Source organism: Erwinia sp. ErVv1, assembly GCF_900068895.1.
GTDB lineage: Bacteria > Pseudomonadota > Gammaproteobacteria > Enterobacterales > Enterobacteriaceae > Erwinia.
In genome coordinates this window covers 122,070-147,106 of sequence record NZ_CDPK01000009.1, presented here as the reverse complement: position 1 = coordinate 147,106, position 25,037 = coordinate 122,070, and the positions used below count along the sequence as shown (strand labels likewise).

General features: G+C 53.8%; 23 protein-coding genes, 2 tRNA genes and 5 pseudogenes. 15 read left to right on the top strand and 15 right to left on the bottom strand.

All coding sequences use genetic code 11. The features are described from left to right. Window positions 1–193 precede the first annotated feature (193 nt). Complete coding sequence (locus A1830_RS14190; protein WP_067707458.1) at window positions 194–733, top strand: DUF2058 domain-containing protein; 540 nt, start codon at window positions 194–196, stop codon at window positions 731–733. A gap of 110 nt (window positions 734–843) precedes the next feature. Here A1830_RS14190 and A1830_RS14185 read toward each other — a convergent pair whose 3' ends face one another. Continuing rightward, window positions 844–1,539 carry an RluA family pseudouridine synthase gene (locus tag A1830_RS14185; RefSeq protein WP_067707286.1) on the bottom strand — a complete coding sequence of 232 codons (696 nt, stop codon included), beginning with the start codon at window positions 1,537–1,539 and terminating at the stop codon, window positions 844–846. Between the two features lie 132 nt (window positions 1,540–1,671). Between A1830_RS14185 and A1830_RS14180 the strand changes: the two genes are divergently transcribed. Continuing rightward, window positions 1,672–3,474 carry a DNA/RNA non-specific endonuclease gene (locus A1830_RS14180; RefSeq protein WP_067707283.1) on the top strand — a complete coding sequence of 601 codons (1,803 nt, stop codon included), beginning with the start codon at window positions 1,672–1,674 and terminating at the stop codon, window positions 3,472–3,474. Window positions 3,475–3,705: 231 nt separating this feature from the next. Here the strand turns inward: A1830_RS14180 and A1830_RS14175 are convergent, their stop codons facing one another. The 3 genes and pseudogenes from A1830_RS14175 to A1830_RS24010 all read right to left on the bottom strand — a co-directional run. After that, a complete protein-coding gene (locus A1830_RS14175) occupies window positions 3,706–4,212 on the bottom strand; it encodes an Imm15 family immunity protein (protein ID WP_067707281.1) in 507 nt (168 codons plus the stop codon). Between the two features lie 256 nt (window positions 4,213–4,468). Further along, window positions 4,469–4,664, bottom strand: a pseudogene (locus A1830_RS24015) (RHS repeat-associated core domain-containing protein); the annotation flags it as partial. Window positions 4,665–4,909: 245 nt separating this feature from the next. Then, window positions 4,910–5,272 (bottom strand): annotated as a pseudogene (locus A1830_RS24010) (hypothetical protein); the annotation flags it as partial. Window positions 5,273–5,676: 404 nt separating this feature from the next. Between A1830_RS24010 and A1830_RS21565 the strand changes: the two are divergent. After that, window positions 5,677–5,898: pseudogene (locus A1830_RS21565) on the top strand (transposase); the annotation flags it as partial. A gap of 65 nt (window positions 5,899–5,963) precedes the next feature. Here A1830_RS21565 and A1830_RS14165 read toward each other — a convergent pair. From A1830_RS14165 to A1830_RS14140, 6 genes and pseudogenes are all read right to left on the bottom strand, one after another. Next, entirely contained in the window at window positions 5,964–6,410 is a 447-nt protein-coding gene (locus A1830_RS14165) for an SMI1/KNR4 family protein (protein ID WP_067707275.1), read from the bottom strand. An 8-nt stretch (window positions 6,411–6,418) separates the two neighbouring features. Then, a pseudogene (locus A1830_RS14160) lies at window positions 6,419–7,685 on the bottom strand (HNH endonuclease); the annotation flags it as partial. Next, the gene (locus tag A1830_RS22685) at window positions 7,660–7,902 is read right to left on the bottom strand and encodes a hypothetical protein (protein ID WP_067707268.1); all 243 of its coding nucleotides are present in this window, start codon (window positions 7,900–7,902) and stop codon (window positions 7,660–7,662) included. The gene A1830_RS22685 and the pseudogene A1830_RS14160, both read right to left, overlap by 26 nt. 17 nt (window positions 7,903–7,919) lie before the next feature. Continuing rightward, complete coding sequence (locus A1830_RS14150; RefSeq protein ID WP_067707263.1) at window positions 7,920–8,357, bottom strand: DcrB-related protein; 438 nt, start codon at window positions 8,355–8,357, stop codon at window positions 7,920–7,922. Between the two features lie 226 nt (window positions 8,358–8,583). Continuing rightward, window positions 8,584–9,237, bottom strand: coding sequence for a LysE family translocator (locus A1830_RS14145; protein WP_231877634.1), 654 nt, complete (start codon window positions 9,235–9,237; stop codon window positions 8,584–8,586). Window positions 9,238–9,315: 78 nt separating this feature from the next. Beyond that, window positions 9,316–10,164 (bottom strand): AraC family transcriptional regulator, encoded by an 849-nt coding sequence (locus tag A1830_RS14140; protein ID WP_067707451.1) that lies wholly within the window; start codon window positions 10,162–10,164, stop codon window positions 9,316–9,318. Window positions 10,165–10,280: 116 nt separating this feature from the next. On the opposite strand from A1830_RS14140, the gene A1830_RS14135 reads away from it, so the two are divergent. From A1830_RS14135 to A1830_RS14125, 4 genes and pseudogenes are all read left to right on the top strand, one after another. Next, entirely contained in the window at window positions 10,281–10,766 is a 486-nt protein-coding gene (locus tag A1830_RS14135) for a glutathione peroxidase (protein WP_255362084.1), read from the top strand. A 40-nt stretch (window positions 10,767–10,806) separates the two neighbouring features. Further along, window positions 10,807–10,950, top strand: a pseudogene (locus A1830_RS23395) (TetR/AcrR family transcriptional regulator); the annotation flags it as partial. A 117-nt stretch (window positions 10,951–11,067) separates the two neighbouring features. Next, the gene (locus tag A1830_RS14130) at window positions 11,068–12,000 is read left to right on the top strand and encodes a DMT family transporter (protein WP_369815713.1); all 933 of its coding nucleotides are present in this window, start codon (window positions 11,068–11,070) and stop codon (window positions 11,998–12,000) included. Between the two features lie 349 nt (window positions 12,001–12,349). Continuing rightward, on the top strand, window positions 12,350–12,820 hold the full coding sequence (locus A1830_RS14125) for a DUF1203 domain-containing protein (protein WP_067707257.1): 471 nt from the start codon (window positions 12,350–12,352) through the stop codon (window positions 12,818–12,820). A gap of 139 nt (window positions 12,821–12,959) precedes the next feature. Here the strand turns inward: A1830_RS14125 and A1830_RS14120 are convergent. Continuing rightward, window positions 12,960–13,035: transfer RNA gene (locus tag A1830_RS14120), tRNA-Asn, on the bottom strand. An 11-nt stretch (window positions 13,036–13,046) separates the two neighbouring features. Then, window positions 13,047–13,117: transfer RNA gene (locus A1830_RS14115), tRNA-Asn, on the bottom strand. Between the two features lie 314 nt (window positions 13,118–13,431). Here A1830_RS14115 and A1830_RS14110 point away from each other — a divergent pair. Together A1830_RS14110 and yajD are read left to right on the top strand one after the other, a co-directional pair. After that, window positions 13,432–14,553, top strand: coding sequence for a Gfo/Idh/MocA family protein (locus A1830_RS14110; protein ID WP_067707252.1), 1,122 nt, complete (start codon window positions 13,432–13,434; stop codon window positions 14,551–14,553). Between the two features lie 445 nt (window positions 14,554–14,998). Next, window positions 14,999–15,346 (top strand): HNH nuclease YajD, encoded by a 348-nt coding sequence (yajD, locus tag A1830_RS14105; RefSeq protein ID WP_067707249.1) that lies wholly within the window; start codon window positions 14,999–15,001, stop codon window positions 15,344–15,346. Between the two features lie 186 nt (window positions 15,347–15,532). Here yajD and A1830_RS14100 read toward each other — a convergent pair whose 3' ends face one another. Together A1830_RS14100 and A1830_RS21550 are read right to left on the bottom strand one after the other, a co-directional pair. Continuing rightward, window positions 15,533–15,931 carry a VOC family protein gene (locus tag A1830_RS14100; protein WP_067707245.1) on the bottom strand — a complete coding sequence of 133 codons (399 nt, stop codon included), beginning with the start codon at window positions 15,929–15,931 and terminating at the stop codon, window positions 15,533–15,535. 182 nt (window positions 15,932–16,113) lie between these two features. Further along, the gene (locus A1830_RS21550; RefSeq protein ID WP_304439244.1) at window positions 16,114–16,293 is read right to left on the bottom strand and encodes an alpha/beta fold hydrolase; all 180 of its coding nucleotides are present in this window, start codon (window positions 16,291–16,293) and stop codon (window positions 16,114–16,116) included. Between the two features lie 432 nt (window positions 16,294–16,725). Here A1830_RS21550 and A1830_RS14095 point away from each other — a divergent pair, with 432 nt between their 5' ends. The 5 genes from A1830_RS14095 (at window position 16,726) to A1830_RS14075 (ending at window position 21,769) form a co-directional block, all read left to right on the top strand. Then, the gene (locus A1830_RS14095; protein ID WP_067707241.1) at window positions 16,726–17,841 is read left to right on the top strand and encodes a branched-chain amino acid ABC transporter substrate-binding protein; all 1,116 of its coding nucleotides are present in this window, start codon (window positions 16,726–16,728) and stop codon (window positions 17,839–17,841) included. Between the two features lie 131 nt (window positions 17,842–17,972). Continuing rightward, window positions 17,973–18,887 carry an ABC transporter permease subunit gene (locus A1830_RS14090; protein WP_067707238.1) on the top strand — a complete coding sequence of 305 codons (915 nt, stop codon included), beginning with the start codon at window positions 17,973–17,975 and terminating at the stop codon, window positions 18,885–18,887. A 10-nt stretch (window positions 18,888–18,897) separates the two neighbouring features. Continuing rightward, the gene (gene livM / locus A1830_RS14085) at window positions 18,898–20,184 is read left to right on the top strand and encodes a high-affinity branched-chain amino acid ABC transporter permease LivM (protein WP_067707235.1); all 1,287 of its coding nucleotides are present in this window, start codon (window positions 18,898–18,900) and stop codon (window positions 20,182–20,184) included. Beyond that, window positions 20,181–21,056 carry an ABC transporter ATP-binding protein gene (locus A1830_RS14080; protein ID WP_067707230.1) on the top strand — a complete coding sequence of 292 codons (876 nt, stop codon included), beginning with the start codon at window positions 20,181–20,183 and terminating at the stop codon, window positions 21,054–21,056. The genes livM and A1830_RS14080 overlap by 4 nt, the downstream gene beginning before the upstream one ends. Next, on the top strand, window positions 21,053–21,769 hold the full coding sequence (locus tag A1830_RS14075; RefSeq protein ID WP_067707227.1) for an ABC transporter ATP-binding protein: 717 nt from the start codon (window positions 21,053–21,055) through the stop codon (window positions 21,767–21,769). Before A1830_RS14080 ends, A1830_RS14075 begins: the two co-directional genes overlap by 4 nt. Window positions 21,770–21,841: 72 nt before the next feature. Here the strand turns inward: A1830_RS14075 and A1830_RS14070 are convergent, their stop codons facing one another. Beyond that, entirely contained in the window at window positions 21,842–23,302 is a 1,461-nt protein-coding gene (locus tag A1830_RS14070) for an AMP nucleosidase (protein WP_067707223.1), read from the bottom strand. A gap of 978 nt (window positions 23,303–24,280) precedes the next feature. Here A1830_RS14070 and A1830_RS14055 point away from each other — a divergent pair. Beyond that, complete coding sequence (locus A1830_RS14055; protein ID WP_067707213.1) at window positions 24,281–24,928, top strand: RES family NAD+ phosphorylase; 648 nt, start codon at window positions 24,281–24,283, stop codon at window positions 24,926–24,928. Window positions 24,929–25,037 lie beyond the last annotated feature (109 nt).

Sequence of the window (25,037 nt, the reverse complement as noted above, 5' to 3'; positions counted from 1 at the left end):
AGTGCGCTTAAGCGGGCTTTTCTGATCCAAAGCAAATCACAACAGCCTGCCCAGACCAGAAAGCTTGTCACACCAGGTGCGGATAAACCCCTCCATACTCTCACCCTCCTGGCGATCCGGTCCGACAGGCTGGTACAGCTCTGAAAGTTACAGGTATAATCCCCTAAATTTTTTTATGGGTTTAGAGACGAAGATGACAAAACTCACCTTACAAGAGCAGATGCTTAAGGCTGGATTAGTGACCAGCAAAAAAATGGCCAAAGTGCAAAAAACGGCTAAAAAATCACGCGTTCAGGCCCGTGAGGCCAGAGAGGCGGTGGAAGAAAATAAAAAGTCACAGCTTGAGCGTGATAAGCAGCTCAATGAACAGCAGAAACAGGCCGCTTTATCGAAAGAGTATAAAGCTCAGGTGAAACAGCTTATTGAAATGAACAGGGTGGTCATTGCAAAAGGCAGCATTGATTTTAACTTTACAGACAATAACCTGATTAAAAAAATAGCCGTTGATAAGACGACGCAAACCCAGCTTATCAATGGTCGCCTGGCCATTGCCCGTCTGGTCGCCGATAACGGTGGCGAAAGCCAGTACGCTATTATCCCGGCGAGCGTGGCCGATAAAATTGCCCAGCGGGATGCGAACAGCATTGTATTAAATAGCGCACTCAGTCAGGAAGAGCAGGACGAAGACGATCCCTACGCCGATTTTAAAGTGCCTGATGATCTGATGTGGTAAATTTCGGCTAGCGTCTTCACGTTCAGCGCTAGCGGGCAAACGCTTCACGCACGGGCGTTAGCCTGACGTCGGGCTTCTCCGCTCTGGCATCGTAACAGCGATTTTCGCATTCAGAACGGGCAGGGATGTATGGCCTTAATCTCTTCTTCGCTGACAGGATGAACAAAGTGTAATTCACCGGCGTGCAGCATCAGGCGCGGTGTCCCTTCGGTTCCTGGCAGCAGGCGACCACCATACAGATCGCAGCCCAAAATAGGGTGGCCCAGCTGCTGGCAGTGAATGCGCAGTTGATGGGTGCGCCCGGTCTCCGGGGTTAGCTCGACCCGCGTTAATGGCAGCATCCTCTCTTCCAGCCGGTGATAAAAGCGCTCAACGACCCGATAGCGGGAGCGGGCGGGTTTGCCGTGGATGGAGCAGACAGACATCAGCGGGAACAGCGCCGGATCTTTAGCAATCGCAGCATCTATCACCCCTTCGTCATCGTCCAGATGTCCACAGAGCAGCGCGCTGTAGACTTTAGTCACCGTGCGCTGGCTGAACTGATGGCAGAGAGCGGCGTTAATTGCTTTATTACGGGCAATCACCATCAGCCCGGATGTGCCGAAATCGAGGCGGTGGACGAGCGTGCAGCCGGGAAAGGTCTGTACCAGGCGATGATGCACCGAATCGAGATTTTGCGGATTTTTCCCCGAGAGGCTCAGTAGCCCGGCGGGTTTATTTATAAGTACCAGATGCTCGTCCTGATAGAGGATCTCTATGCTGTCATGGCACGGTGGGGCAATAAACGTATCGAAAATCACAGACATCAGGCCGCCCGGATGGAGAGTGGGAGCGGATAGTAGCGGATTTCTGGCCGGGTAGCGAATCAGATCGCCGCTTGTTCCGTCAGAAGTAGCAGCTATGGTTAAAAGGCTTCACACCCTACCATGGAGATGCGAATGAACGAGCAACAGAAAGAATTGATTGCCTCACGGCTGGCGCTAACCTCAGAGCAGCGACAACAGACCCGCACAGCCCTTGCGCAGGGAAATCAGGCAGATCCGGATCGGCGACGCGCGCAGCGCTACGCGTTTCAGCAACGTACCCGGCAGAGCGTGATTGTCGGTGATACTAACGATCTGCTGCCGATTTCATTTTTGCAGCAGGGGCTAACCTCGGCCCGGTCAGTAGGATTGTTAAGGGAGGATGGGGTACCGAAAGGCAGCGGTTTTCTGACGCATGGCGGTCTTTTTGTCACCAATCACCATTTATTGCCTGACCCGCCAGCGCAGGGCATCATGACGGTACAGTTCGGCTATCGCCAGAGCGAAACGGGCGAAATTATTGCTGGTCGCCTCTATTCACTTGATGCGGAACGCTTCTGGCTGACCAGCCCGACAGCAGAGTTTGACTGCACGCTGATTGCGTTGGGCGACGCCCTGCAGGGCAGCGGCGAAACGCCATTGCCGCTGGCGCTTAACGATCGCAACGATAAACATGCGCTGGGCATCAACCTTAATCTGATCCATCATCCGGGTGGCGCGCCACAGCAGATTACGCTGCGCAACAATATGTTGTTGGCCCGGCACGAACAGTTTCTGCATTACGAGGCCGACAGTGAGGGCGGATCGTCCGGTGCGCCCGTGTTCAACGACGGTTGGCAGTTGGTGGCGCTGCATCATGGGGGAGTTAAAGACAAAGGAAAATGGGTTAACGAAGGGATACGCATCAGCGCGTTGACCGACTGGCTGAAAGGCGAACTGCCGCAGCTTTCTGCTGATATGCAGGTACAGCTGATGCAGGCGTTAACCTCTGATGCTACGCCCCAGCGGCCCGCTGCCAGCGCTGCTGCCCCGGACGGAAATTATGGCAATCGTGACGGCTTTCAGGCCGGTTTCCTTGCCGGTACGCATATTGATATGGCAGAGATTATCGCGCCGCGCGTGGCGGAAGTGGCACCCTTACTCGACGGCAGCAAAGGCGCAGAGGCGAGGCTCAACTACCAGCACTTTTCCCTGCTGATGAACGCGCAGCGAAAGCTGGCCTTTTTTACCGCCACCAACATCGACGGTGCAAGCTATATCAGTATCGATCGAAGCAGTGGTCAGCCCTCGCTGTTGCCTGAAGCGGACAGCTGGTATCAGGACAGCCGTATCGACAGCCGATATGTAACCGGTCAGGCTTTCTACAGCGAGTTCAGCCGCTGGTTCGATCGGGGCCACCTTACCCGCCGCAGCGATCCCACGTGGGGGAGCGCTGCCGAAGCGGTTCGTGCTAATAAAGACACTTTTCATTTTACCAACTGCTCACCGCAGCATTTTCGCTTTAACCAGAGTCAGCAATACTGGCAGGGGGTTGAGCGCTATATCCTTGAATTTGGCGTGTTGCAGACAAAAAAGCAGATCAGCGTTCTCACCGGCCCGGTTCTCAACGAACAAAGCAGACAGTATGGGGAGTTACAGGTGCCGCTGATGTTCTGGAAGGTTGTCCTGCGCATTGGGCCACAGGGCAATCCGCAGGCCACCGCGCTGCTGGTCAGCCAGGATAAATTGCTGGACGAACCGCGCCGGGTGTTGCCGCTGGCGAATCCGGAGGCAGCGCCCAACGTCGATGAATTTCGCGTTTCGGTCAGCTCGCTGGAAACCCTGACCGGGCTTAATTTCAGCGCTTTCCGTGACTGGGACAGCTGGCAGCCGGATGCCGCACTGTTGGCGGAGCCGCTAACGGCGAAACTGATTATGACGTGGCAGGATCTGTTGTAAAGGGCGGCAGGAACGATAGCAGCAATCAGGTTGGTGTAATGCCAACCTTTAGCCGGGTAATACACATGTCAGGGCGTGGTGCGATGTGGTGACTAACTGACGCGTGCAGGGATGCCAGAAACTGTCCGGATTGCCTGAGGAAGTCAGCGACGGGAGGCGCTTTCAACTAAATCCGATTTATTCAACAAAGCCTTCTATAATATGATTGAGGGTTTTTCTCCAGCATATTTTTCATAATGTCGAGTTTAGGTCAGCTATAACATAAACTCTTTTGTTATTATCAAAGCCATCGGAAGTTAAAGCTTTAAAGTTGAAAGCCGAAATGGATGAAAGGTAATCTTTCGTCAGGTTTTCCTCAGGCACACCGGATCGCTTTAGGTTAAGATTGGATAATAACCAGTTTTTTCTTCTGGTGAATAGAATGTTAGGTTTTAAACTACCCATTTCTAAAGCATCGTCCCATCCGGTAAGTGTGATGCAAGCAAAAAAATCAGCTAACTGACTATTGGTGATAATGCTATTAATAACTCTTTGATTCTTTGTAACTAAATCAATTGCGCTTTTAAGTAAAATCTTGTTTTTTTCATCGAAAGATAAGTGTGATAAAAATTTAATATCATTCCATCTTGAAAAAAATGGTACTTCTTCGAAAGTGTCATACTCTGCAAGAAAAATATCAGGATCGTCCAATCCTTCTTTTTTTATTAGTTGATGAATTTTTTTATCAATATCACTCATAGCCAGCCCTCTACATTCCACCCGTGATTTTTTAACCAATTAAGTGTTTTCTTTGAAAAAGAAGGTGAGCCATCATGAGTTGACCCATCCTGATTCAACGCCGGGTTTTTTCCCTTTTCCGTTTTAGTTTGATGGGCATGCCATTTTCTACCCGGAACGCTTTGCTCTGGTTCGTCAATACGTTTGATGTCCTTAGGACCCTGACCTCTGTCTACTTTCTTCTGAGCATCTTTAGGTGTGCCTACGCAAGAATTTTTAGCCAGCCCCCAGGGATCAATCCACCCCAGCGGATTCGGCGCATACTGATAAAGGTTCCAGCCACCCGCCAGCCCAATCGGATCCTATACCGTAAAGCGTCCAATCTGCGGGTCGTAATACCGGAACAGATTATAGTGCAGCCCGGTTTCGCTGTCAGCATACTGCCCGGCATAGCGCAGCGGCTGATGGTGCAGGGCAGTTTGCTGCACGAATTTGTGAAAACCTTCCGTCTGCCGGGTAACCTCGCCAANTACTGCCCGGCATAGCGCAGCGGCTGATGGTGCAGGGCAGTTTGCTGCACGAATTTGTGAAAACCTTCCGTCTGCCGGGTAACCTCGCCAAAACTACCGTAATGCCCACTCCACCGGAGCTGGCCTTGTTCATCAGTGACATCCAGCGGGTCACGCCAGGCGGCAGGCTGACCATGTTCGTTCCACAGCAGCGTTTCCCTGCTGCCATCGGCACGGATAATCTCAGTAAGCTGACCGGCGTCGTTCAACTCGCAACGGGTGAGCTGACCTTTCGCGTCCACACTGTTCAGGAGTTGCCCGAAGCGGTCATATGTGAAGCGGGTCATGCTGCCGGAACAGTCTGTGCGTTGCGCCAGCATCCCCTGGCGGTTCCACTCCAGCAGTACTTCGTCGCCGCTGGCGTCGGTGATGCGGTCATGCAGCGTCTCTTCATCGTCCGGATAATGATACGTGGTGGTATGATTCAGCGCGTCGGCATCCGATAGCAGCCGACCGCGCAGGTCATAAGTGGCCTGCGTAGTCTTTCCGTCCGGGGAAAGGGTCTGCGCAATGCGGTCGGTTCCACCGAACCAGTGATAACGCGTGGTACGGCCCGCCGGGTGCCGTTTTAAACATCGTAATCAACATTAAGCCGCTCACCTGCGCTGTTACGATCAGCCGCAACGTGTGGCAGCCCATTAATGTTCTGCCACAGATATTCATTCAGCAGACCGTTGCCGTCCTGATGGATGCTCAGTAAGTCCGTGCCGTCGTCATATCAGGAGAACCGGCGACATGGTATGCCCATTGGCTATATGCGCAACGGGTTTTCATTAACCCGGAAGCAGGGGCAGGAGACACAACAGTTCAAAGAATAACGGTCAGTAAGTATCAGTTTTCATCTTACAAAATCTGAATGAGAGTTTACTTGCTGGCGTGTCCCCTATTGCTGGGTAAGATCACTTCAGCTATGGGCAAGGCTATCTACACCACGAATGTCATCGAATCGCTGAACAGCGTGATCTGTCAGGGGATATAGAAACGCAAGGTGTTCCCGACAGATGACTCGGTGCGGAAATTCATTTATCTGGCGGACAGGGATGCTTCAAAAAAATGGAATATGCCGATCCGAAACTGGCGGCTGGCGATGAGTCGCTTTATTATCAAGTTCGGTGACCGCCTGAGCGATCACCTCTAATGCTGTGGCAGTTACACAGGATTATTTACAGGGCCAGCAAGAAAATATTAACAAAAACTTTAGCGTTATCCCCAAGCTTCGTCCTCGGTGAATATTTTTCCTACGAAACTATCCAGATCCGGCTCAAGAAGATTTTCCTCCTGGTTTTCCAGATCGCAGAAATATACTGTCTCCTCATTTCTTTCAATACAGTAAGGAAACCCGCCCCCATCTATTGCAAATGGAATAAAATTCTCAGGTAATAGTTTCTTCTCGTAGACTAAGGCTTTATAGAATGTATCAACCGTTAATGTTCCTGCATTTTTTGCATGTAAGACGGGCAGAAAGTATTTTATGTCATTCTCGTACTTTGTGCTCTGGTAAACTCGCCGCCCTCCCTCCAGGACTCCTCCATTGTTTGCTAGCCATACAGACTTTAGAGTTGGAGGGAAAGTAATTCCCAGCTTTGATTCAATTTTGTCAAGTTCATCCGCAGTTAAAGCAGGCGATGAATCAATTAGTTTTATCGTCATATTTTCACCTATTGGCAATATTTAGGAATTCGACCTCTCAGCCATCCCTTACTATGAGATATTTTCACAGCTTCCGGCGAGCCATACTTGACGCCAAAGTGTTTTTCAAACTGAGACACTGACCCTTTGTGAGGAAAAGAGGCAACATGCGTATCAGTAGTAACCAATTGCATTGTTGCTTTACCTGTTTCAGGATCAAAATCATCCAGGTGGTGCCATGTATATTGCCATGCGTCAGCTTCATTTATTCCCGCTAATTTGTAAGCTTCAGTAAAATATCGCCCCCTTGCCCCTTGAAGAGTAATCTCAACAATATTACACTGTGAGCCGGTCACTGGATAGAGGGATGGGCTTCCGCTAAAGTCCACACCACTCAATGCCAAACCTAGCGGGTCTATCCATACATAAGGGTTAGGCGCATAGTTATATAAATTGAGATCGCCNATCTGCGGATCGTAATACCGGAACAGATTATAGTGCAGTCCGGTCTCGTTGTCAGCGTACTGCCCGGCATAGCGCAGTGGCTGATGGTGCAGGGCAGTTTGCCGTGCAAGTCGGTGAAAACCTTCCATCTGTCGGGTAACCTCACCAAAGCTCCCGTAATGTCCGCTCCACCGGAGCTGGCCTTGTTCATCAGTGACATCCAGCGGTGCACCGTTCAGATCGGTACTGAACCAGAGAATATCTCCATGACTGTCGTCGCGTAAATGATCAACCCGCGCCAGCGGGCTGTATGCCTCATTCGGGTCGTATATGTATGTCAGATACTGACCGTTATGCTGCTGCTCCTGTAACAGTCGGAAGCCCTGCCACAGGAAGCGGGTCTCAGTAGTGCCACGCTGTGTGGTGACGGTTTTACGGGTACGACGACCCAGGGCATCATAATGGTAGTGCGCCGTGAAGCCACCTTCCGGTCCGCTGCCTTCTGCTTTTATCAGCCGGTTTTCCGCGTCGTATTCGTAATGCTGTTCATGCAGCCCGCTACGGCGGCTGACCAGGTTGCCCCACCCGTCGTATTTCATAAACAGATTTTGCCAGTGCGTCAGGCGGTTCTCCGTCAGTGGCAGGGCAGACAGGTCATTATCCGGCAGCAGATTATCCGCNTTGCCAGTGCGTCAGGCGGTTCTCCGTCAGTGGCAGGGCAGACAGGTCATTATCCGGCAGCAGATTATCCGCAGCGTCGTAGCGGAACGTCCTGGTGCTGTGACCCGGACGAGCTTCGTAGTGCCTGAGAAGACGACCTTCCTCATCATAGCCATAAATCGTGCTGCCACGTCGCCAGTTCACCTGTCAGGTATCCCACCGCCATGCTGGCCCCGACCAGAAGGACGCCAATGCCGAGACAGGACGCACCGAGACCGGCAATCATCATTGCCCCGGCGGCAATACCGCCCGCAGCCGCAATCAGTCCACCGATAATCGTTCCGGCAATCATCCCTGCCAGCGCATGGGAATGGCCGATATCATCGCCCACGCGTGCCGCTTCAAACATAACAACGTTCCTTATTGTCAGGTGTTAAACCGAAAACTGCCGAGGAGTGCCTGAAAGCACTGGCTGTCCATGTCCCTGATTTTTTCCACACGGGACATAGTGAACACCAGAATATGGTTCTCAGACGTGTTAAATACCGCCTGTTGCTGGAAGACCCGTTTACCGTCACGCAGGTAGCTGGCATGCACACATTCACCCTGCAACAGGTTATTGCCGAGAACGACAGACACCCGTTCGGTCTGCTTCCAGCCTTTCAGATGCTTCTGCATCAGGGTTAACTGCCGGTCAATATAAGCCGACAGCGTTTCGTCATCATTCATCGAGTCGCGGGAGATATTAAAGGCAGGCGTGTTCTTACCGGGGAGGGTGAAGACATTAACGGTGCGATCCTGATAGTGGTCAGGAAGCGTTATATTGCCTTCGGTAAACCGACAGGTGGTGTGGCTCTCAGGCATAAAGCAGGTTCCCTGTGCTTCAGAAAACCTTAAGTTTGCCACAGGCTGTGGGGGATGGCTACCTTGTGTATATGGCGGGTAATCATCCGAATAATGATTATCGAATAGGGTTGGAGCGATCCCCGGCATGGGAGGATCGCATTGCTGTCTTATCCTGAACAGTAAGCGTTATCAGATCGCGCCTGGAAAAGTCGGCCCGCAGATCAAAGGCGGATTACACTGATTTTCAAGCCAGTGCGATGACATTGACCACGATGACACTCAGCGCCACTCCAATAAGAATGACTCCTGAGATACGTTCCAGCCAGGGTAATAACTGCGAAAAGTATTGTAGTACCAGACGATTGCCAATGAAGAGAGCTATCAGTAAATCCCACAACAGCACGATACTAAACATCCACACCCCATATAAGACCTTCAAACTCATCGTGGTATGAGAACCTTCAATCAGCGTAGCCAGGCTGACATAGAACAGTGCGTTTTTTGGATTGAGAATACCCGACAAAAAGCCCAGGCTGAATACACGGCAGAGACGCAATACATCGGCAGATTCTGTTATAAGGTCATGGGTTTTAACATTATTTTCGGCGATGGGACTCGTGCCGGCGAAACGGATGAAAAGTATACCGAGATACAGTAAATAGGCACAGCCTGCGAGCTGAATGGCAACAAAGCTCATGCTGCCAGAGCGAAAAAGCGTAAGACCGCTGAAAGCAGCGAGAATAAACACACCGTTAGCTATCGCTATTCCGAGACAAGCTTGCGCTGCGTGACGCCAGCCAGCTTTGATTGATGTTCGGGCAACCAGAAAGAAATCCGGGCCGGGTGACAGTAGCGCCAGAAAATGCGCTGCTGCCACGATAAAAAATTGTTGCATCATGATATCACCCTTTTAAAAGATATATTTAACAGGGTGTAGATCTGGACCAGCGTTGTATTGAATAAAATTGCAATATTTTCAGGCCCGATAGCAGCCCGGCGTTACGCCAGTATAAGCCTTAAACACGCGCTGAAAGTGGCTTTGATCGGCAAAACCCAGTCGATAAGCAATATCGGTAATTTCATGCCCGGACTGAAGCCAGCGGCGTGCCTGATTAATGCGCACATTGAGTTGGTAAGAATGCGGTGTCATTCCGGTAGCAGCGCGAAACCCCCTGATGAGCTGATAGCGACTCATGCCTGCGATATTTGCCAACTCTGCTAATGCCCACGGCTGCCGGTCAGTCTGTTGTAAAACATCGATAACGCTTTGTAGCGCCAACCTGACGCAAGGCGATAATACAGGAAATGTCTCCACCAGATTAATGCCATAATCACAGTCGCCAATAAACTCTATCAACGCCGTATTTTTGTCTTCTGCACTGGACGTCGAAAACAGGGTGGTATTGAGTTCACAAAACCGGCCATACATATCTTCATTTTCAAAGATTCGAATTTCACTTTCACTGATGAAACCACATGGCGTGGGGCTTATTTCGGCCACTAAAGCAGTTAACCATGCAGCATCGAGATGCAGCATCTGGTAGCTCCAGCACCGGTCGGGCAATGGATTACAGGCATGAACGCAGCCGGCAGGAATGAAAACCATCATTCCCGGCCGTAAAGCGCAAGGGCCACCTGAGGCTCCTGAAAACGTGCTACCGCCTGCATCAACTGCGCCAATTGAAAAGGTTGGGTGACTGTGTGGTTTATAACACGCGCGGCTGTTACAGGCGCGACGACTTTCCACATAACCCCTAGTCGAGTCACGCCAGAAGTCTGCCTGGCTGGGGGAGGTGTTATTGTAACTGCAGTTGAGCAAATCCATAGAGACTGGAGCGGGCCTGATAAACATGTCTGCTTTCATCCTGATGAAAATTGACGTTATCATGCCAGCATGGCGTAAAGTCAAACACGTTGCCATTAATTAAAAAAGAGAAACCTGTGCTAACCACTTTTTATCAACTTACCGCCACCAGCCCTGGCGGCCAGCTTATCTCTATGGTCGACTACGCTGGTAAGGTCGTTCTTGTAGTGAATACCGCCAGCCATTGTGGCTTCACGCCACAATACGGCGGCCTTGAAGCACTCTACAAGAAGTACGCCGGCCAGGGTTTGGTAGTGCTTGGTTTCCCCTGCAACCAGTTTGGTAAGCAGGAACCGGGCGATGCCGACGAAATCGCGCAGACCTGTCACATTAACTTCGGTGTGAGCTTCCCGATGTTCGGGAAAGTAGAGGTCAACGGAACCGCAGCGCACCCGGTGTTTCGTTATCTGAAAAACGAATTGCCTGGCGTGCTGGGTGGGCGGATCAAGTGGAACTTCACTAAGTTCCTGATCGGACGCGACGGTAAACCGCTCAGGCGTTTTGCACCGATCACCACCCCGAAGAAAATGGAAGCCGCCATCCTTGCTGCACTTGAAATCTAAGTTTTTCGGTAATTCGAACCTTTCATTCTGTAGGATAGGGATTTCTACCCTTCCTGGGGGTGCCGGATCCGCCTGTGAAAAACTGCTCAGTGCGGCTCGGATCTTTTTTTACAACCATAGCCTCAAGGGTACCGGCATTGATGGCATCGTGAAACGCGCAGGTGTGGCCAATAAGAACCTGTACGGGTTGTGTTTGGTGCCTGTGGGGGCCAGGCAGCATCTCACGCGCCGGTCTGGAAGGTAATAGTGACTGTTTAACCCAGGCCGACGTCATAGCCGGTAAAATAATGGAGGCATACTGATAGTGGCATCAGGACAACAGTTGAGCGGCATGGCTGGCGTACTTGTCGCGGCAATTCTCTGGGGAACCACCGGTACCGCTGCCACCTATGCGCCCGACCTGAGCCCGCTGGCCGTGGGGGCGGTGGCGATGGGGGTTGGCGGGCTGCTTCAGGGGTTGATTGCCGCAACCACCATCATTCGTCAGCGCCGGCTGATTGCGCGGCACTGGCCTGGTTTGTTGACTGGCGCACTCTCGGTGGCTATCTATCCTCTCGCCTTCTATACCTCGATGCGCTATGCCGGGGTGACGGTTGGCACCGTTATCTCTATCGGCTCGGCGCCACTGTTGTCCGCGCTGATCGAGATCCGTCTTGACGGGCTGCGCCTGACAAAGCAGTGGGCGAGTGGTGCATTGGTTGGCGTAGCCGGAATGGCATTGCTGTGCATTGCAAAAAGCGGTGGCCACAGTTCAGGAAGCGGATCGGCGATGGCCGGCATTGCTCTCGGCCTGCTGGCTGGCTTCACCTATGCCCTTTACTCGTGGTCAGCCAGGCGATTAATGCAGGGCGGTGTGCGCCCACGCGCGGCGATGGGTGCCACGTTTGGGGCAGGTGGTCTGATGCTGATGCCCGTGTTGCTGATGACGGGCGCGCCGCTGCTGGCCGCCTGGAATAATGCCGCCACAGGAATTTACATGGCGCTGGTACCGATGTTTGTAGGGTACGTCTGCTATGGCTTCGGGCTGGCACGCATCCCGGCCAGCATGGCAACGACAATCACCCTGCTGGAACCGGTCATTGCTGCGCTGCTGGCGGTAATGCTGGTGGGAGAAAGGTTGCCGACGTATGGATGGGCCGGCGTTGCCCTGATAGTCGTCAGTCTGGCGGTGATCACCGCGCCTGCCGACATGCTGCGTTTCCTGTCCGGCAGATGCAAATCGGGCACTTTTTAATCGGCTAATAAGAAAACATAAAACAGATAAAGTGTTGACCGCTTCATGGTCAGGGAGTGGGGATAAACATTTCGATTCATCGTGAATTCACGGCACGGATACATGATTTTGTGCCCAAAAAATTGGATGATGTAGTGGATAAGTGGAAACGTAAACGGGGACGGTAAGAAGTGTATATCAGTGCCTCGCTCTGCGCCTGACGTGCTCCTGCGCAATGCTGCTTCTTCACAAACGGCCCTGACATATACTACTTTTACCCTGGCAAATCACTGCTATTTCCCTGACCGAAAACAGCGAGTTCCTCCTTCAAATAGCAGCTAATATAATGCTGAAAACGACAGGAGGTATTATGAAATACAGAATTTCCGGGCTGAGTGCCGAGCCGTTTACCCATCTTTATGGACAGAGCGATGCCTATCTAAAAAGATATGGTGCAATCAGACAAACTGTAGTTAGCTGCCCCGGATTTCCAGACAGAATCTCGTTGTGTGATATACCTGCTGGCGAAACCGCTCTTCTTATCAACCACATCTATCAACCCGCAGAGACACCCTATTTCGGCTCTCATGCAATATATATATGGGAAGGATGTACCAAACAAGGCATTTACATCAACGAATTACCTGAAGTTATGAAAGCCAGAGTTTTGTCATTGCGGGCATATGACGAGACACACTTATTAAGACAGGCAGATATCTGTGAGGGACATTTGGCTGAAAATCTTTTAGATCTTTTTTTCGCCGATCCGCTGATTAGTTATATCCAGATACATAATGCGAAACAGGGATGCTATGCCTGTTGCGCCGAGCGTTCTGAATGAACCTTCAGAGATAAGCAGGGTGCCTCAGGCATATCTGTATCTGTTAACGAACATCACAACTTAACGTCCGCCGGTCGTCTATAAATTGCGCGTAAAAGCAAAAAGCCCGCTTAGTTTCCTAAGCGGGCTTTTCTATGTATGGCTCCTCTGACTGGACTCGAACCAGTGACATACGGATTAACAGTCCGCCGTTCTACCGACTGAACTACAGAGGAATTGTTTCAACGGNCTCTGACTGGACTCGAACCAGTGACATACGGATTAACAGTCCGCCGTTCTACCGACTGAACTACAGAGGAATTGTTTCAACGGGGCGCATGTTATCGACCCGGGCGGGGGATGTCAAAGCCTGTTTTCACCTTTTTGATCAACTGCTGAATAAAACAGCATTTTGCTGAATTTTCACGGGTTGACGGGCGGGGACGGGCTTCTAAAGCTATTCGGGCGCTTTCACATTCGCTGCTGGCGCTCTCGCAAAGCGGTATTAAGAAACAGCATCCGTTACAGTAACTTTCGCCAGAATGGTCACGTTTATTTCATTTGTTGATTGCTGAGCCTGTTTTTGAAATATACATTCCAGTTTACCCCTTATTAATGCGCAGGAAACTCCGATGGTAAAGGTCAGAATTGGGTTGATTGGTACAGGCTATATTGGACGCTGTCATGCGATAGCCTATGCTCAGGCCCCCACCGTTTTTGCGCTGAAAGGGGAGGTCGTTCGTGAAATGGTCGCGGAGATCGACCCGGAAGTAGCAAAGGCTCAGGCCGCCGCGCTGGGTTTTAACCGTTCCACGGGAGACTGGCACGAGCTGGTGGCCGACCCGAATATTGACGTGGTAGATATCTGTGCGCCTAATTTTCTGCATAAGGAGATGGCGCTGGAGGCGATCCGTCACGGTAAGCATGTTTACTCAGAAAAGCCGCTGGCGCTGAATGCCGCAGATGCGGAAGAGATGACGCGCGCCGCGGAACAGGCCGGTGTGAAAACGCTGGTGGGCTTCAACTATATGAAGAATCCCACCAGCCAGCTGGCAAAAGAGATCATAGCGCGGGGGGAGATCGGGGAGGTGGTGCACTTTTATGGCACCCATAACGAAGATCATCTGGCCAGCCCGCTCACGCCGCTGGACTGGCACTGCCTTAAATCACGGGCGGGACTGGGGGCGCTGGGGGATCTGGCTGCCCATATCGTGAATATGGCGCACTATCTGGTGGGAAGCATCAGCGAAGTTTCCGGCGATATGCAGACGGTGATTAAGCAGCGACCCGACGCTGCTAATCCCTCCCTGATGCGTGAGGTGGAAAATGAGGATCAGGCCAGTGCGCTGCTGCGTTTTGCGAACGGTGCGCACGGCGTGATTGAAACATCGCGTATCGCCTGCGGCAGCAAAATGGGGCTGACCTACGTGGTTACCGGTACACGTGGCGCTTTGCGCTATACCCAGGAGCGTATGGCGGAGCTGGCTGTCTACCGACACGACGATCCGGTCGGGCGGCAGGGGTTCAAAACGCTGCTGACAGGCCCGGCGCATCCGGACTATGCCGCCTTTTGCATTACGGCGGGTCATGGAATTGGCTTCAACGATCAGAAGACGGTGGAAATTCGCGACCTGATTAATGGCGTTGCGGCTAACGATCGCATGTGGCCGGATTTCGCCGAGGGTTTACAGGTATCGCGGGTGCTGGAAGCCATCGCCCTGTCCGCGCAGCAGCGACGCTGGATGAGCGTGTGATAACCTGTGCCGGATATAGCACGAGGGGTATCAAGGCGATGGCTTAAGGGATTAATCCTCTATCCGATTAGAGGATATTAACAAGGAGTATTACCATGAAATTTTTCTGGCCGCTGGTCGCATGCATGGCTGTTATCATTGCATCGGGTTTTTTAAAAGGGCGCAGGTGTGGGGTATGGTGCAATGTTCTCATTTCCGCAGGCGCTCTCCAACTTTACTGTCACCCTGTCCACTTTCTACGCTTTCACGCATGTGTCCGTAACGATTATTGCGCTGTTAGCTAAAAAGAGGGGCCTGCACAGGGAGTAAGCGTTGGCAGATGTTCTTGTCTTCATGCAGCCGCGCCGCGGTTGCTGAGCTTACCGAAATCCGCTGACGCTTTGATGTCATTTTGGGATATATTGGTGCACTACGAAAATTTTCTTGATCACAGGTAACATCGTCAATGGCTCTGATCCCTAAAAACTACACGCGTTTGGAAAGCGGATACCGTGAGAAAGCGCTTAAAATATATCCGTGGGTGTGTGGGCGCTGCTCGCGAGAGTTTGTTTATTCAAACCTGCGTGAATTGACGGTTCACCATATCGATCATGACCATACCAATAATCCAGCAGACGGCAGTAACTGGGAGCTGTTGTGTCTGTATTGCCATGACCACGAACACTCGAAGTACACAGAAGCAGACCAGTACGGCAGTACCGTTGTGGCAGGGGAGGATGCGCAAAACGATGTTGAGGCCGCCACCTACAGCCCCTTTGCCGATTTAAAATCGATGCTGAATAAGAAGAAATAGCGTTAGAAGGCTGTCCGCCGCTGGGGAAAATCTGGTAGCAACAGTCGCTTAGATTGGCTACGAACAAGGTGCGGAAGTTATATTAGAGGAGAGATCCAGGATTGAACCTGTTCGCAAGTGTCATGGTTGACCATTACGGTATATTCAGGTTCACCGATTATCACTGACCCTCTCTGTTGTACAGGGCTAGAAAAACTCCATATTTTTATAAGGATGCTGCATGCAAGCATTAAGACGGCTATTTAAATCGCCGGCATGCACTTCCAGCTTATGTCCATCGGGATCTAAAAAGTAAAATGATTTTCCTTCGCTCTGGTTTGTTTTCCACTCCGTAACGCCCGAGGATTTCAGGTGATTAACAAACACATCGAAATCTTCGCTTCGGATGCTGAATGCGTAATGAGTGTAATCTTCTCGTCTATCGACTGAGTCAGCAGAGAGGCACAGCCACAGATTACCCAGAAAAAGGTAAGCCCCACGGCTCCATCTGGCCTTAGGTGTGAAACCAAGTGTTTTGGAGTAAAAAATAAAGCTTCTTGAAACGTCATTTACAGCGATTGTTATGTGGTTCAGCCCGTTCAACATACAGCGTCACCTCAGCAGACTCTATGAAATTACACGTTATCATATTTATACTTTTGCTCACTGCCTGTGTGAGCCGAAAGCGTTACTGTCCGGTTTCGCACTGAACAGTCTTCATATCCTCACGGACGACTGAAGGCATCGCGCGATTCATGATATTAAGAATTGGGGCGAACAAAAAGTGTTCACTTTAATAGTAGGCGTATTCCCAGGAATTCAGTAATCGCATCCGTGACGGACTGCGCTGCTTCAGTCGGTGGATGGTGGCCGGCTCCAGCAAGAATGAGCAAATCGGCTTCAGGCATCAGGTCTGCTATCTCCTGACTTAACCCGACAGGTGTTGCCTTGTCCAGCTCTCCGCAAATGATTAATTATACCCTTTTATCAACGCATGCTTACCCACAGTATGCGAACCCGCACATAACCGCTGCATCACATGCGATCCTCCTCGCACTTTTGCACCAGCCGGGTGCGCACCCGGGTAAAGGTGCAACTATGTTGATTATGCGGTCGGCACGGATGCTGGATTTCTCCCTTCGCCACGCAGTGGCAACGTTATTCCCACCGGCTCTGCGCTTACTGCGCGCTGCGGGTTAATTCGGTGCTGGAACGTCATTGCGGTGTGAGCCTGGTCATCAATCGACAATAAAAAGCGCCTGCTGTTAACGACTGGCGGGTTTTTTGCTTAATAAAAGCGTCCCTGGCGCAGCTTATGCCTGTGCAGGGGAAAATAATGACAATGATCTCTCCCATGCCACCCGGTGGCTCAAGGTTTTTTACCGCTGAGGATTATCGCAATGTCTTTTAAATTTAACAGGTTGTCTCTTTCTGTTTTGTTGGCAAGCAGCCTGAGCACGGCGTTTTATGCTCAGGCGGATGTGGTGATTGGCGTGGGAGGCCCCTTTACCGGGCCTAACGCCACGTACGGTGCGCAGTACTGGAAAGGTGCATCGCAGGCGGCGGCGGATATCAACGCTGCGGGCGGTATTAAGGGAGAGAAAATTGTACTGGTACAGGGCGATGACGCCTGTGAACCCAAGCAGGCGGTAGCGGTTGCAAACCGCCTGGTCGATCAGTCAAAAGTCTCTGCCGTGGTCGGCCACTTCTGCTCCTCATCCACCATGCCTGCCTCAGAAGTGTATGACGAGGCGGGCGTGTTAAGCATTACGCCGGGCTCCACCAACCCGCAAATTACCGAACGCGGGATGAAAACGCTGTTTCGCATGTGTGGCCGTGACGACCAGCAGGGAGACGTTGCCGCAAACTATATGCTGGACGTGCTGAAAGCGAAGAAAATCGCGGTGATCCACGATAAGGATACCTACGGCCAGGGCCTGGCGGATGCGACGAAGGCCGCACTGGAAAAGCGCGGTACGAAGGAAGTGCTGTATGAGGGGCTGTCCCGTGGCGAGAAGGACTTTAATGCGCTGGTCACCAAAATCGGCTCCCTGAAGCCGGACGTCGTCTACTTTGGCGGCTGCCACCCCGAGGCCGGGCCGCTGGTACGGCAGATGCGCGAGCAGGGCGTGCAGGCGAAATTCTTCTCCGGCGACTGCGTGGTCACCGAAGAGCTGGTCACGGCAGCGGGCGGCCCGCAGTACACCAACGGCGTGCTGATGACCTTCGGTAAGGATCCCCGCACGCTGCCCAGCGGTAAAGCGGTAATTGATAAATTCCGCGCCTCGGGCTTTGAGCCGGAAGGTTACACCCTCTACGCCTATGCATCCATTCAGGCCATCGCGGCGGCCTACAACGGCGCCGGTAAAGACAATGAAAAAGCCAGCGAATGGCTGAAAAGCCACAGCGTGAACACCGTGATGGGGCCAAAGTCATGGGACGGCAAGGGCGACCTGAAGGTCTCTGATTACGTGGTCTATCAGTGGGATGACAAGGGTAAATACCACGCGCTCTGAGCAGGCCAGGCGATGCGGTATTAATGCTTCAATCAACGTTCCGCCCGTAAAGGGCGGGATATGACACCCTTTCAGGTGATGCGCTGGAACAGATTTCCGGCGCGGCCTGGCCTTCGGCGAGACCCTTTAAAATGGAAGCATTCTTTCTGCAACAGCTGATCAATGGCCTGACGCTGGGGGCCGTCTACGGCCTCATCGCCATCGGCTATACCATGGTGTACGGCATTATCGGCATGATTAACTTCGCTCACGGCGAGGTCTATATGATCTCGGCCTATCTCTGCGCCATCGGTCTGGCGCTGCTCTCTTACTTTGGCATCCACTCCTTTCCGCTGCTGATCTTCGGGACGCTGCTGTTTACCATCGTTGTGACCAGCGTCTATGGCTGGGCGATTGAGCGCATTGCTTACCGGCCGCTGCGCAACTCCACCCGGCTGGCCCCGCTGATTTCAGCCATTGGTATGTCGCTGATCCTGCAAAACTACGTGCAGATAAGCCAGGGTCCTAACCAGCAGGGGATCCCGACGCTGCTCACCGGCGTGCTGCGCCTACACGTCGGCGAGGGTCTGGTGCAGATAACCTGGACCAAAGTCTTTATTCTGGCGGCGGCCATCATCGGCATGGCGGTTCTCACCTGGATAATTCAGTACACCCGGCTGGGGCGCATCTGTCGTGCCACGCAGCAGGACCGCCGTATGGCAGCCATCCTGGGAATAAATACCGATCGGGTTATCTCGCTGGTGTTTGTCATCGGTGCGGCGATGGCGGGGCTGGCTGGCGTACTGGTCACCATGAACTATGGCACCTTTGATTTTTATGCCGGATTTATTATCGGCATCAAGGCGTTCACCGCTGCGGTGCTAGGCGGAATTGGATCGCTGCCGGGGGCTATGCTGGGCGGCCTGCTGTTAGGGGTGGCGGAAGCGCAGTTCGCCGGGCTGGTTAACTCTGATTATAAGGATGTGTTCTCATTTGCTCTGCTGGTGGCGATCCTGATATTCCGCCCTCAGGGGCTGCTGGGCCGTCCACTGGTCGCTAAGGTGTAAGGGGATGAGCATGTCTGACGCTTCAATGCATCCAGGGCTGGCCGTCAGGCAGATCCTGACGGAGTCCGTGCTGGCCGGTCTTTGCGCGCTGGTGGTATTTGGTCCGATCGTGGGAATTGTCCTGAAAGGCTACAGCTTCACCCTTGCACCGGGACGCGTGGCGCTGCTGGTCGCCATCGTTATGGCGGGTCGGCTGCTGCTCAGCCTGCTGCTGCAAAGCGCGGCGGGACGTAAATTTGTTATGCGCTTTGAAGGGACAAACGATGGCGTCTACGTGCGTCCGGCCAGCCACCGCTCGCCGCTGCGCTGGGCACTACCGCTGCTGCTGGTACTGGCGCTGCTGTTCCCGTTTGTTGCCACAAAGTATCTGCTGACCGTGGCGATCCTGGGGCTTATCTACGTGCTGCTGGGCCTGGGCCTGAATATTGTGGTGGGCCTGGCCGGGTTGCTTGACCTGGGTTACGTGGCCTTTTATGCCATCGGGGCCTACGGGCTGGCGCTGGGCTACCAGTATCTGGGGCTGGGGTTCTGGTCAATGCTGCCGCTGGGGGCTTTAATGGCGGCGCTGGCGGGCGCGCTGCTTGGGTTCCCGGTACTGCGCATGCACGGAGATTATCTGGCAATTGTCACCCTGGGATTTGGTGAAATTATCCGTCTGGTGCTGACCAACTGGGTAAGTTTCACCGGCGGACCAAACGGCGTCTCCGTTCCCGCCCCGACGCTTTTCGGGCTGGAGTTTGGCCGACGGGCGAAGGAGGGCGGTACGCCGATCCATGAATTTCTGCATATTGCGTTTAACCCTAACCTGAAGTTTATCTTCCTCTACACGGTGCTGATTCTGGTGGTGCTGCTGGTGTTGTTTATTAAGCACCGGCTGACGCGCATGCCGATTGGTCGTGCCTGGGAAGCGCTGCGGGAGGATGAAATTGCCTGTCGGTCGCTGGGGCTGAATCACGTACTGGTTAAGCTGTCGGCCTTTATGATCGGTGCCTCTACCGCCGGTATTGCCGGAGTATTTTTTGCCAGCTATCAGGGGTTTGTTAACCCGACCTCCTTTACCTTTTTTGAGTCGGCGCTGATCCTCGCCATTGTGGTGTTGGGCGGAATGGGATCAACGCTCGGCGTGGTGCTGGCGGCCTTCGTGCTGACCGTGGCACCGGAGCTGCTGCGCAGCTTTGCTGAGTATCGCGTGCTGCTGTTTGGCATCCTGATGGTGCTGATGATGATCTGGCGACCACGCGGGCTGGTGCGCACCAGCCGGGCGGGCGTAGCCGTGCGCAAAGGGGAGGCACCATGAGCAATGCGATTTTGCAGGTGTCGCACCTGAAGATGCACTTTGGCGGGATCAAAGCGCTAAACGACGTCAGCCTTGAGGTGGAGCGGGGGTCGATAACCGCCCTGATTGGCCCGAACGGGGCCGGAAAGACCACGGTATTTAACTGCCTGACCGGTTTTTACCGCGCTTCCGGGGGTTCAATTCGGCTGAACGCGCAGGCAAAACTGACCGATGTGGTTCAGGTTCTGGGTCAGAAAATCCGTCCGGCCGACCTGATTAATCCGGCGCGGCTGGGGTCGCGCATCTGGTACAAAATGTTTGGCGGTGCGCATCTGGTTAATCGCGCTGGCCTGGCGCGAACCTTCCAGAATATCCGCCTGTTTCGCGAGATGACGGTGATTGAAAACCTGCTGGTTGCGCAGCATATGCAGGCCAATCGCAATTTGATCGCCGGTATCTTCAATACCCCCGGCTATCGTCAGGCGGAAAGCCAGGCGCTGGATCGGGCATTTTACTGGCTGGAGGTGGTGGGGCTGGAGGATTGCGCAAATCGGCTGGCGGGCACCCTCTCTTATGGGCAGCAGCGCAGGCTGGAGATCGCGCGCGCCATGTGTACCGGGCCAGAGATTATCTGTCTTGATGAACCCGCCGCCGGGCTGAATCCGATTGAAACCGAGGCGCTTGCTCGTATCGTGCGCTTTTTGCGCCAGCAGCATGGCGTAACGGTACTGCTGATTGAGCATGATATGGGGATGGTGATGACGATCTCCGATCGGGTGATTGTGCTTGACCACGGCGAGGTGATTGCCAGCGGCGCGCCGCGTGAAATCCAGGCTGATACGCGGGTCATTGCCGCCTATCTGGGTGCCGATGAAGAGGATCTCAATCCATGAGTCAGACGCTGCTCGAATTCCGCCAGGTGGATGTGTTTTATGGCCAGATTCAGGCGCTGAACGCCGTTTCCCTGACGGTAAACGAAGGGGAAACGGTAGCGCTGATTGGGGCGAACGGGGCCGGAAAATCCACGCTGCTGATGTCGATCTTTGGTCAGCCGCGGATTGCTGGCGGTCAGATCCTCTATCGCGGTGAAGATATCAGCCGCAAATCGACCCACTTTATCGCCAGTAACGGTATTGCCCAGGCGCCGGAAGGGCGGCGGATATTCCCGGATATGACGGTAGAGGAGAACCTGCTGATGGGTACTATCCCGATTGGTAGCCGCTACCAGAACGCCGACAAGGCCCGAATGTATGGGCTGTTTCCCCGGCTGGAGGAGCGGCGCGCCCAGCGGGCGATGACGCTCTCCGGCGGCGAACAGCAGATGCTGGCGATAGCCCGCGCGCTGATGAGCCGACCCAAACTGCTGCTTCTGGATGAGCCGAGCCTGGGGCTGGCACCGATTGTGGTAAAGCAGATTTTCCAGATACTGCGCGATCTCACCCGCGAAGGCATGACGCTGTTTCTGGTGGAACAGAACGCCAGCCACGCGCTGAAGCTCTCCGATCGTGGCTACGTGATGGTTAACGGCCAGATCCAGCTAAGCGGCAGCGGTCAGGCGCTGCTGATGGATCCGGCGGTGCGCAGCGCCTACCTTGGAGGAGTATAGGTGACGCCGCCCGACGTAAAGTCGGGTCGGCACCGCGATCATCAGGTCGGCAGCCAGCCGCCCTGAGCGCCGTTAGCGGAAGGGCGGTTCGTTAAAGGTGCGCAGCTTGCGGGAGTGCAGCTTGTCACCCTCGGCGCGCAGCAGATCGATAGCGTAGATACCGATCTGTAAGTGCTCTGAGATGGCGCCCTCATAGAAGCGATTCGCCTGGCCCGGCAGTTTGATCTCGCCGTGAATTGGCTTATCGGAGACGCAAAGCAGCGTGCCGTAAGGCACGCGGAAGCGATAGCCCTGGGCGGCGATCGTTGCGCTCTCCATATCCACTGCCACCGCGCGGCTAAGGTTAAAGCGCCGCGCCGAAGCCGCATAGCGCAGCTCCCAGTTGCGGTCGTCGGTGGTCACTACCGTGCCGGTGCGCAGCCGCTGCTTAACCTCTTCGCCCGGCCTGCCGCTGACGTGCCGGGTAGCGTCGTACAGCGCGCGCTGCACTTCAGCAATGCTTGGGATCGGGATATCCGGCGGCAGCACTGCATCAAGAACGTGGTCATCGCGCAGGTAGGCGTGTGCCAGCACGTAATCGCCCATGCTCTGGCTCTCGCGCAGCCCACCGCAGTGGCCGATCATCAGCCAGGCATGCGGGCGCAGCACCGCCAGATGGTCGCAGATGGTCTTGGCGTTAGACGGGCCAACGCCAATATTGATCAGCGTAATTCCTTTACCCTCCTTCGCAATCAGGTGCCAGGCGGGCATCTGATGATTCTTCCAGGCAAGGCCGGAGAGCGTCTCCTGGGGGTTCGGCGTGTCGGCGGTCAGGTAAACCGTACCCGCGCAGGAGAGCGCCTCATAGGGAGAGTTCGGGTCGGCAATCTGCTCGCAGCTCCAGCGCACAAATTCGTCCACGTAGCGCGTGTAGTTGGTAAACAGCACCCACGGCTGGAAGTGCTCTACCGGCGTACCGGTATAGTGGCGCAGCCGGGCCAGTGAAAAGTCGGTGCGCAGCGCATCGAAATGCGACAGCGGAAACTGTTCGCCGGGCTGATAGAGGCCATCGGCATTTTCATCACCGATCTGTGCCAGCTCGGTATTCGGGAAGTGTCTGGCCAGCCCGGCGCTCATGGATCGATCCAGCGTCATACTGGAGCCATCAATCACATAGGGGTAGGGGATCTCCTGCTGTGAGGGGCGAACGTCAAGCGTGATCGGGTATTCGCTGGCCAGCATTTCCAGCTGTTCGGTCAGATAGTGACGAAACAGCGCCGGACGGGTGACGGTGGTGGTATAGCGGCCTGGCTGGGTAAAGCGGCCAAAGGCGCGCGACAGTCGGTGTCCGGGGCCGTCGCCGTGCCAGCTGACGCGCAGTTCGGGGTAGACAAACAGTCCGCTGGCACGCTGCGCCTCATCCGGCAGCGTGCCGCTGCTGACGTAGTCAACAATCGCCTCGCGCAGCGCGGTTACCGCCTGTTCATAGAGTGAATCGAGTTTATCCAGCGCCTCGTGAACGCTAAGGCCCTGTGGAGCAACAGGCTGAGTCATGGTTTTGTCCCGCTCTTAATTGGTGGCTTTACAGTATGTTAGCTGATAACAGACAGAAACGCCTGACGGATACCGGCTCAGAGAGGGAATTTCAGACAGTACGCCATCCGCCGCTGCCTGCTTAATGAACACCACCTCAACCGCGATCCTGCCTGTGTTATAGTCTACTGGTGCCGGGGGAAAGCGTAGCGCTGAACGGCTCACCCATTCCTGGCTTACCCTCTACACGCCTCGCTTGATGTTTAAAAAGTATGCTATATACTCAATATACACAACATCATCAGGCTATCAGGAGTGGGTTATGCCAGCGAAAGAGAAGAGGGTCGCGCCGACCGTGCGCTATCAGTGGCCCGTACTGGTGGATGCACGCGCCATGCGGATGCTTGAAACCGATACTGACGTGCAGTACCTGGTTATCCCGGTAAGGAACCGTTCCGGGCGTAAGCCTGACGCGCAACTGCCGGATGAAAAGGGTGTTGAAGATAAAACTAACGCCTTCCTGGCCTCGCTNGGAGGTCAAGGCGACCCCTGACGCGAAGCAAGACGCCGCCTTTGATATTTTTGCCGGGTTTGAGGAGTACCGCGCTGAGAATAACCAGCGTAAGGAGAACCTGAGAAACCAGATCGTCGCGGAAACAGAGTGGCTGGATGCCAGCCAGCTTTCTGATGCCGTGGGGTTTGAAAACAAAAACCGCAGCGCCGGACCGAATACCTGGAAGCGTCGAAACAAAATCTTTGCTATCTCGTGGCGGGGGAAAAACCTGTATCCCCGGTACTGTCTTGACGATGCCTATCAGCCGCTGCCGGTGGTAAAAGAGATACTGGATATTTTTGGCGATGAGAAAAGTGGCTGGTCGCTGGCATACTGGTTCAGCAGCGGTAACAGCTGGCTGGGCGGGCAGGAGCCCAGGGATCTGCTAACCCGCGACAAAGGTCAGGTTATACGTGCAGCCCTGGCGGCTAAGGATGGCATCCAGCATGGCTAAAAAGGGTCTGCCCACACCCTTTCCCAAACCCCATGGCAACCTGGAGATTGAAAGGAAAACCCTTGATGCAGGGATGCATCTGTTTCGGCTCCATCCTTCCCTCTATCAGGGAAACGGCTTCAATAATACGCTCAACGGCGATGCGCGTTTCAGCCCAATCGGCAACAGCGTTACGCAGCGCGTTATCCCCACCCTCTACGCCGGCGAAAGCACCGCGGTCGCCATCTGTGAAGTCCTCTTTCATGATGTCGACGTCTCACAAAGCAAGATCGTCTTTGCGCAGAAAAACCTGATCGATAAAAGCCACAGCGAGCTGATCCTCCAGCAGGATCTGGTCGTGGCCCGTATTGATCACACCTCGGTGGTGAAAATGCGCGCCGGTAAGAAGCTGATCCACTGTGAGGCCGATGAATATGCCTTTACCCGGGAGTGGGCTGAACACATTTATCAGCAGCATGCGGATATTCAGGGGCTGGAGTGGCCATCACGCCAGCATCAGGGCAATGCCTGGGTGTTCTTTGGCGATCGCATTCAACACGGCGCGCTGGCGATAGTGGAAACCCGGGCTGTTATTCATGACCGAAAGACGCTTGAGATCCTCCTGCGCCTGGCCGCCCGCATGAATATCGTCATTGATTAATGCGGCCTGAAGGGGGAACGGGTCCATCCCATTTCACCGCAGAGCGGCTGGCAGACTATCCCAACGTTGATGGGATGGTGTTGCCGACGTATTACTTAGCCGGAACCTG

What these genes read in the sequence shown, in the direction of transcription:
- A1830_RS14190 (WP_067707458.1), top strand. Translation starts at nt 194, where the DNA reads ATGACAAAACTCACCTTACAAGAGCAGATGCTTAAGGCTGGATTAGTG.
- A1830_RS14185 (WP_067707286.1), bottom strand. Translation starts at nt 1,539, where the DNA reads ATGTCTGTGATTTTCGATACGTTTATTGCCCCACCGTGCCATGACAGC.
- A1830_RS14180 (WP_067707283.1), top strand. Translation starts at nt 1,672, where the DNA reads ATGAACGAGCAACAGAAAGAATTGATTGCCTCACGGCTGGCGCTAACC.
- A1830_RS14175 (WP_067707281.1), bottom strand. Translation starts at nt 4,212, where the DNA reads ATGAGTGATATTGATAAAAAAATTCATCAACTAATAAAAAAAGAAGGA.
- A1830_RS14165 (WP_067707275.1), bottom strand. Translation starts at nt 6,410, where the DNA reads ATGACGATAAAACTAATTGATTCATCGCCTGCTTTAACTGCGGATGAA.
- A1830_RS22685 (WP_067707268.1), bottom strand. Translation starts at nt 7,902, where the DNA reads ATGTTTGAAGCGGCACGCGTGGGCGATGATATCGGCCATTCCCATGCG.
- A1830_RS14150 (WP_067707263.1), bottom strand. Translation starts at nt 8,357, where the DNA reads ATGCCTGAGAGCCACACCACCTGTCGGTTTACCGAAGGCAATATAACG.
- A1830_RS14145 (WP_231877634.1), bottom strand. Translation starts at nt 9,237, where the DNA reads ATGATGCAACAATTTTTTATCGTGGCAGCAGCGCATTTTCTGGCGCTA.
- A1830_RS14140 (WP_067707451.1), bottom strand. Translation starts at nt 10,164, where the DNA reads ATGGATTTGCTCAACTGCAGTTACAATAACACCTCCCCCAGCCAGGCA.
- A1830_RS14125 (WP_067707257.1), top strand. Translation starts at nt 12,350, where the DNA reads ATGAAATACAGAATTTCCGGGCTGAGTGCCGAGCCGTTTACCCATCTT.
- A1830_RS14110 (WP_067707252.1), top strand. Translation starts at nt 13,432, where the DNA reads ATGGTAAAGGTCAGAATTGGGTTGATTGGTACAGGCTATATTGGACGC.
- yajD (WP_067707249.1), top strand. Translation starts at nt 14,999, where the DNA reads ATGGCTCTGATCCCTAAAAACTACACGCGTTTGGAAAGCGGATACCGT.
- A1830_RS14100 (WP_067707245.1), bottom strand. Translation starts at nt 15,931, where the DNA reads ATGTTGAACGGGCTGAACCACATAACAATCGCTGTAAATGACGTTTCA.
- A1830_RS14095 (WP_067707241.1), top strand. Translation starts at nt 16,726, where the DNA reads ATGTCTTTTAAATTTAACAGGTTGTCTCTTTCTGTTTTGTTGGCAAGC.
- A1830_RS14090 (WP_067707238.1), top strand. Translation starts at nt 17,973, where the DNA reads ATGGAAGCATTCTTTCTGCAACAGCTGATCAATGGCCTGACGCTGGGG.
- livM (WP_067707235.1), top strand. Translation starts at nt 18,898, where the DNA reads ATGTCTGACGCTTCAATGCATCCAGGGCTGGCCGTCAGGCAGATCCTG.
- A1830_RS14080 (WP_067707230.1), top strand. Translation starts at nt 20,181, where the DNA reads ATGAGCAATGCGATTTTGCAGGTGTCGCACCTGAAGATGCACTTTGGC.
- A1830_RS14075 (WP_067707227.1), top strand. Translation starts at nt 21,053, where the DNA reads ATGAGTCAGACGCTGCTCGAATTCCGCCAGGTGGATGTGTTTTATGGC.
- A1830_RS14070 (WP_067707223.1), bottom strand. Translation starts at nt 23,302, where the DNA reads ATGACTCAGCCTGTTGCTCCACAGGGCCTTAGCGTTCACGAGGCGCTG.
- A1830_RS14055 (WP_067707213.1), top strand. Translation starts at nt 24,281, where the DNA reads ATGGCTAAAAAGGGTCTGCCCACACCCTTTCCCAAACCCCATGGCAAC.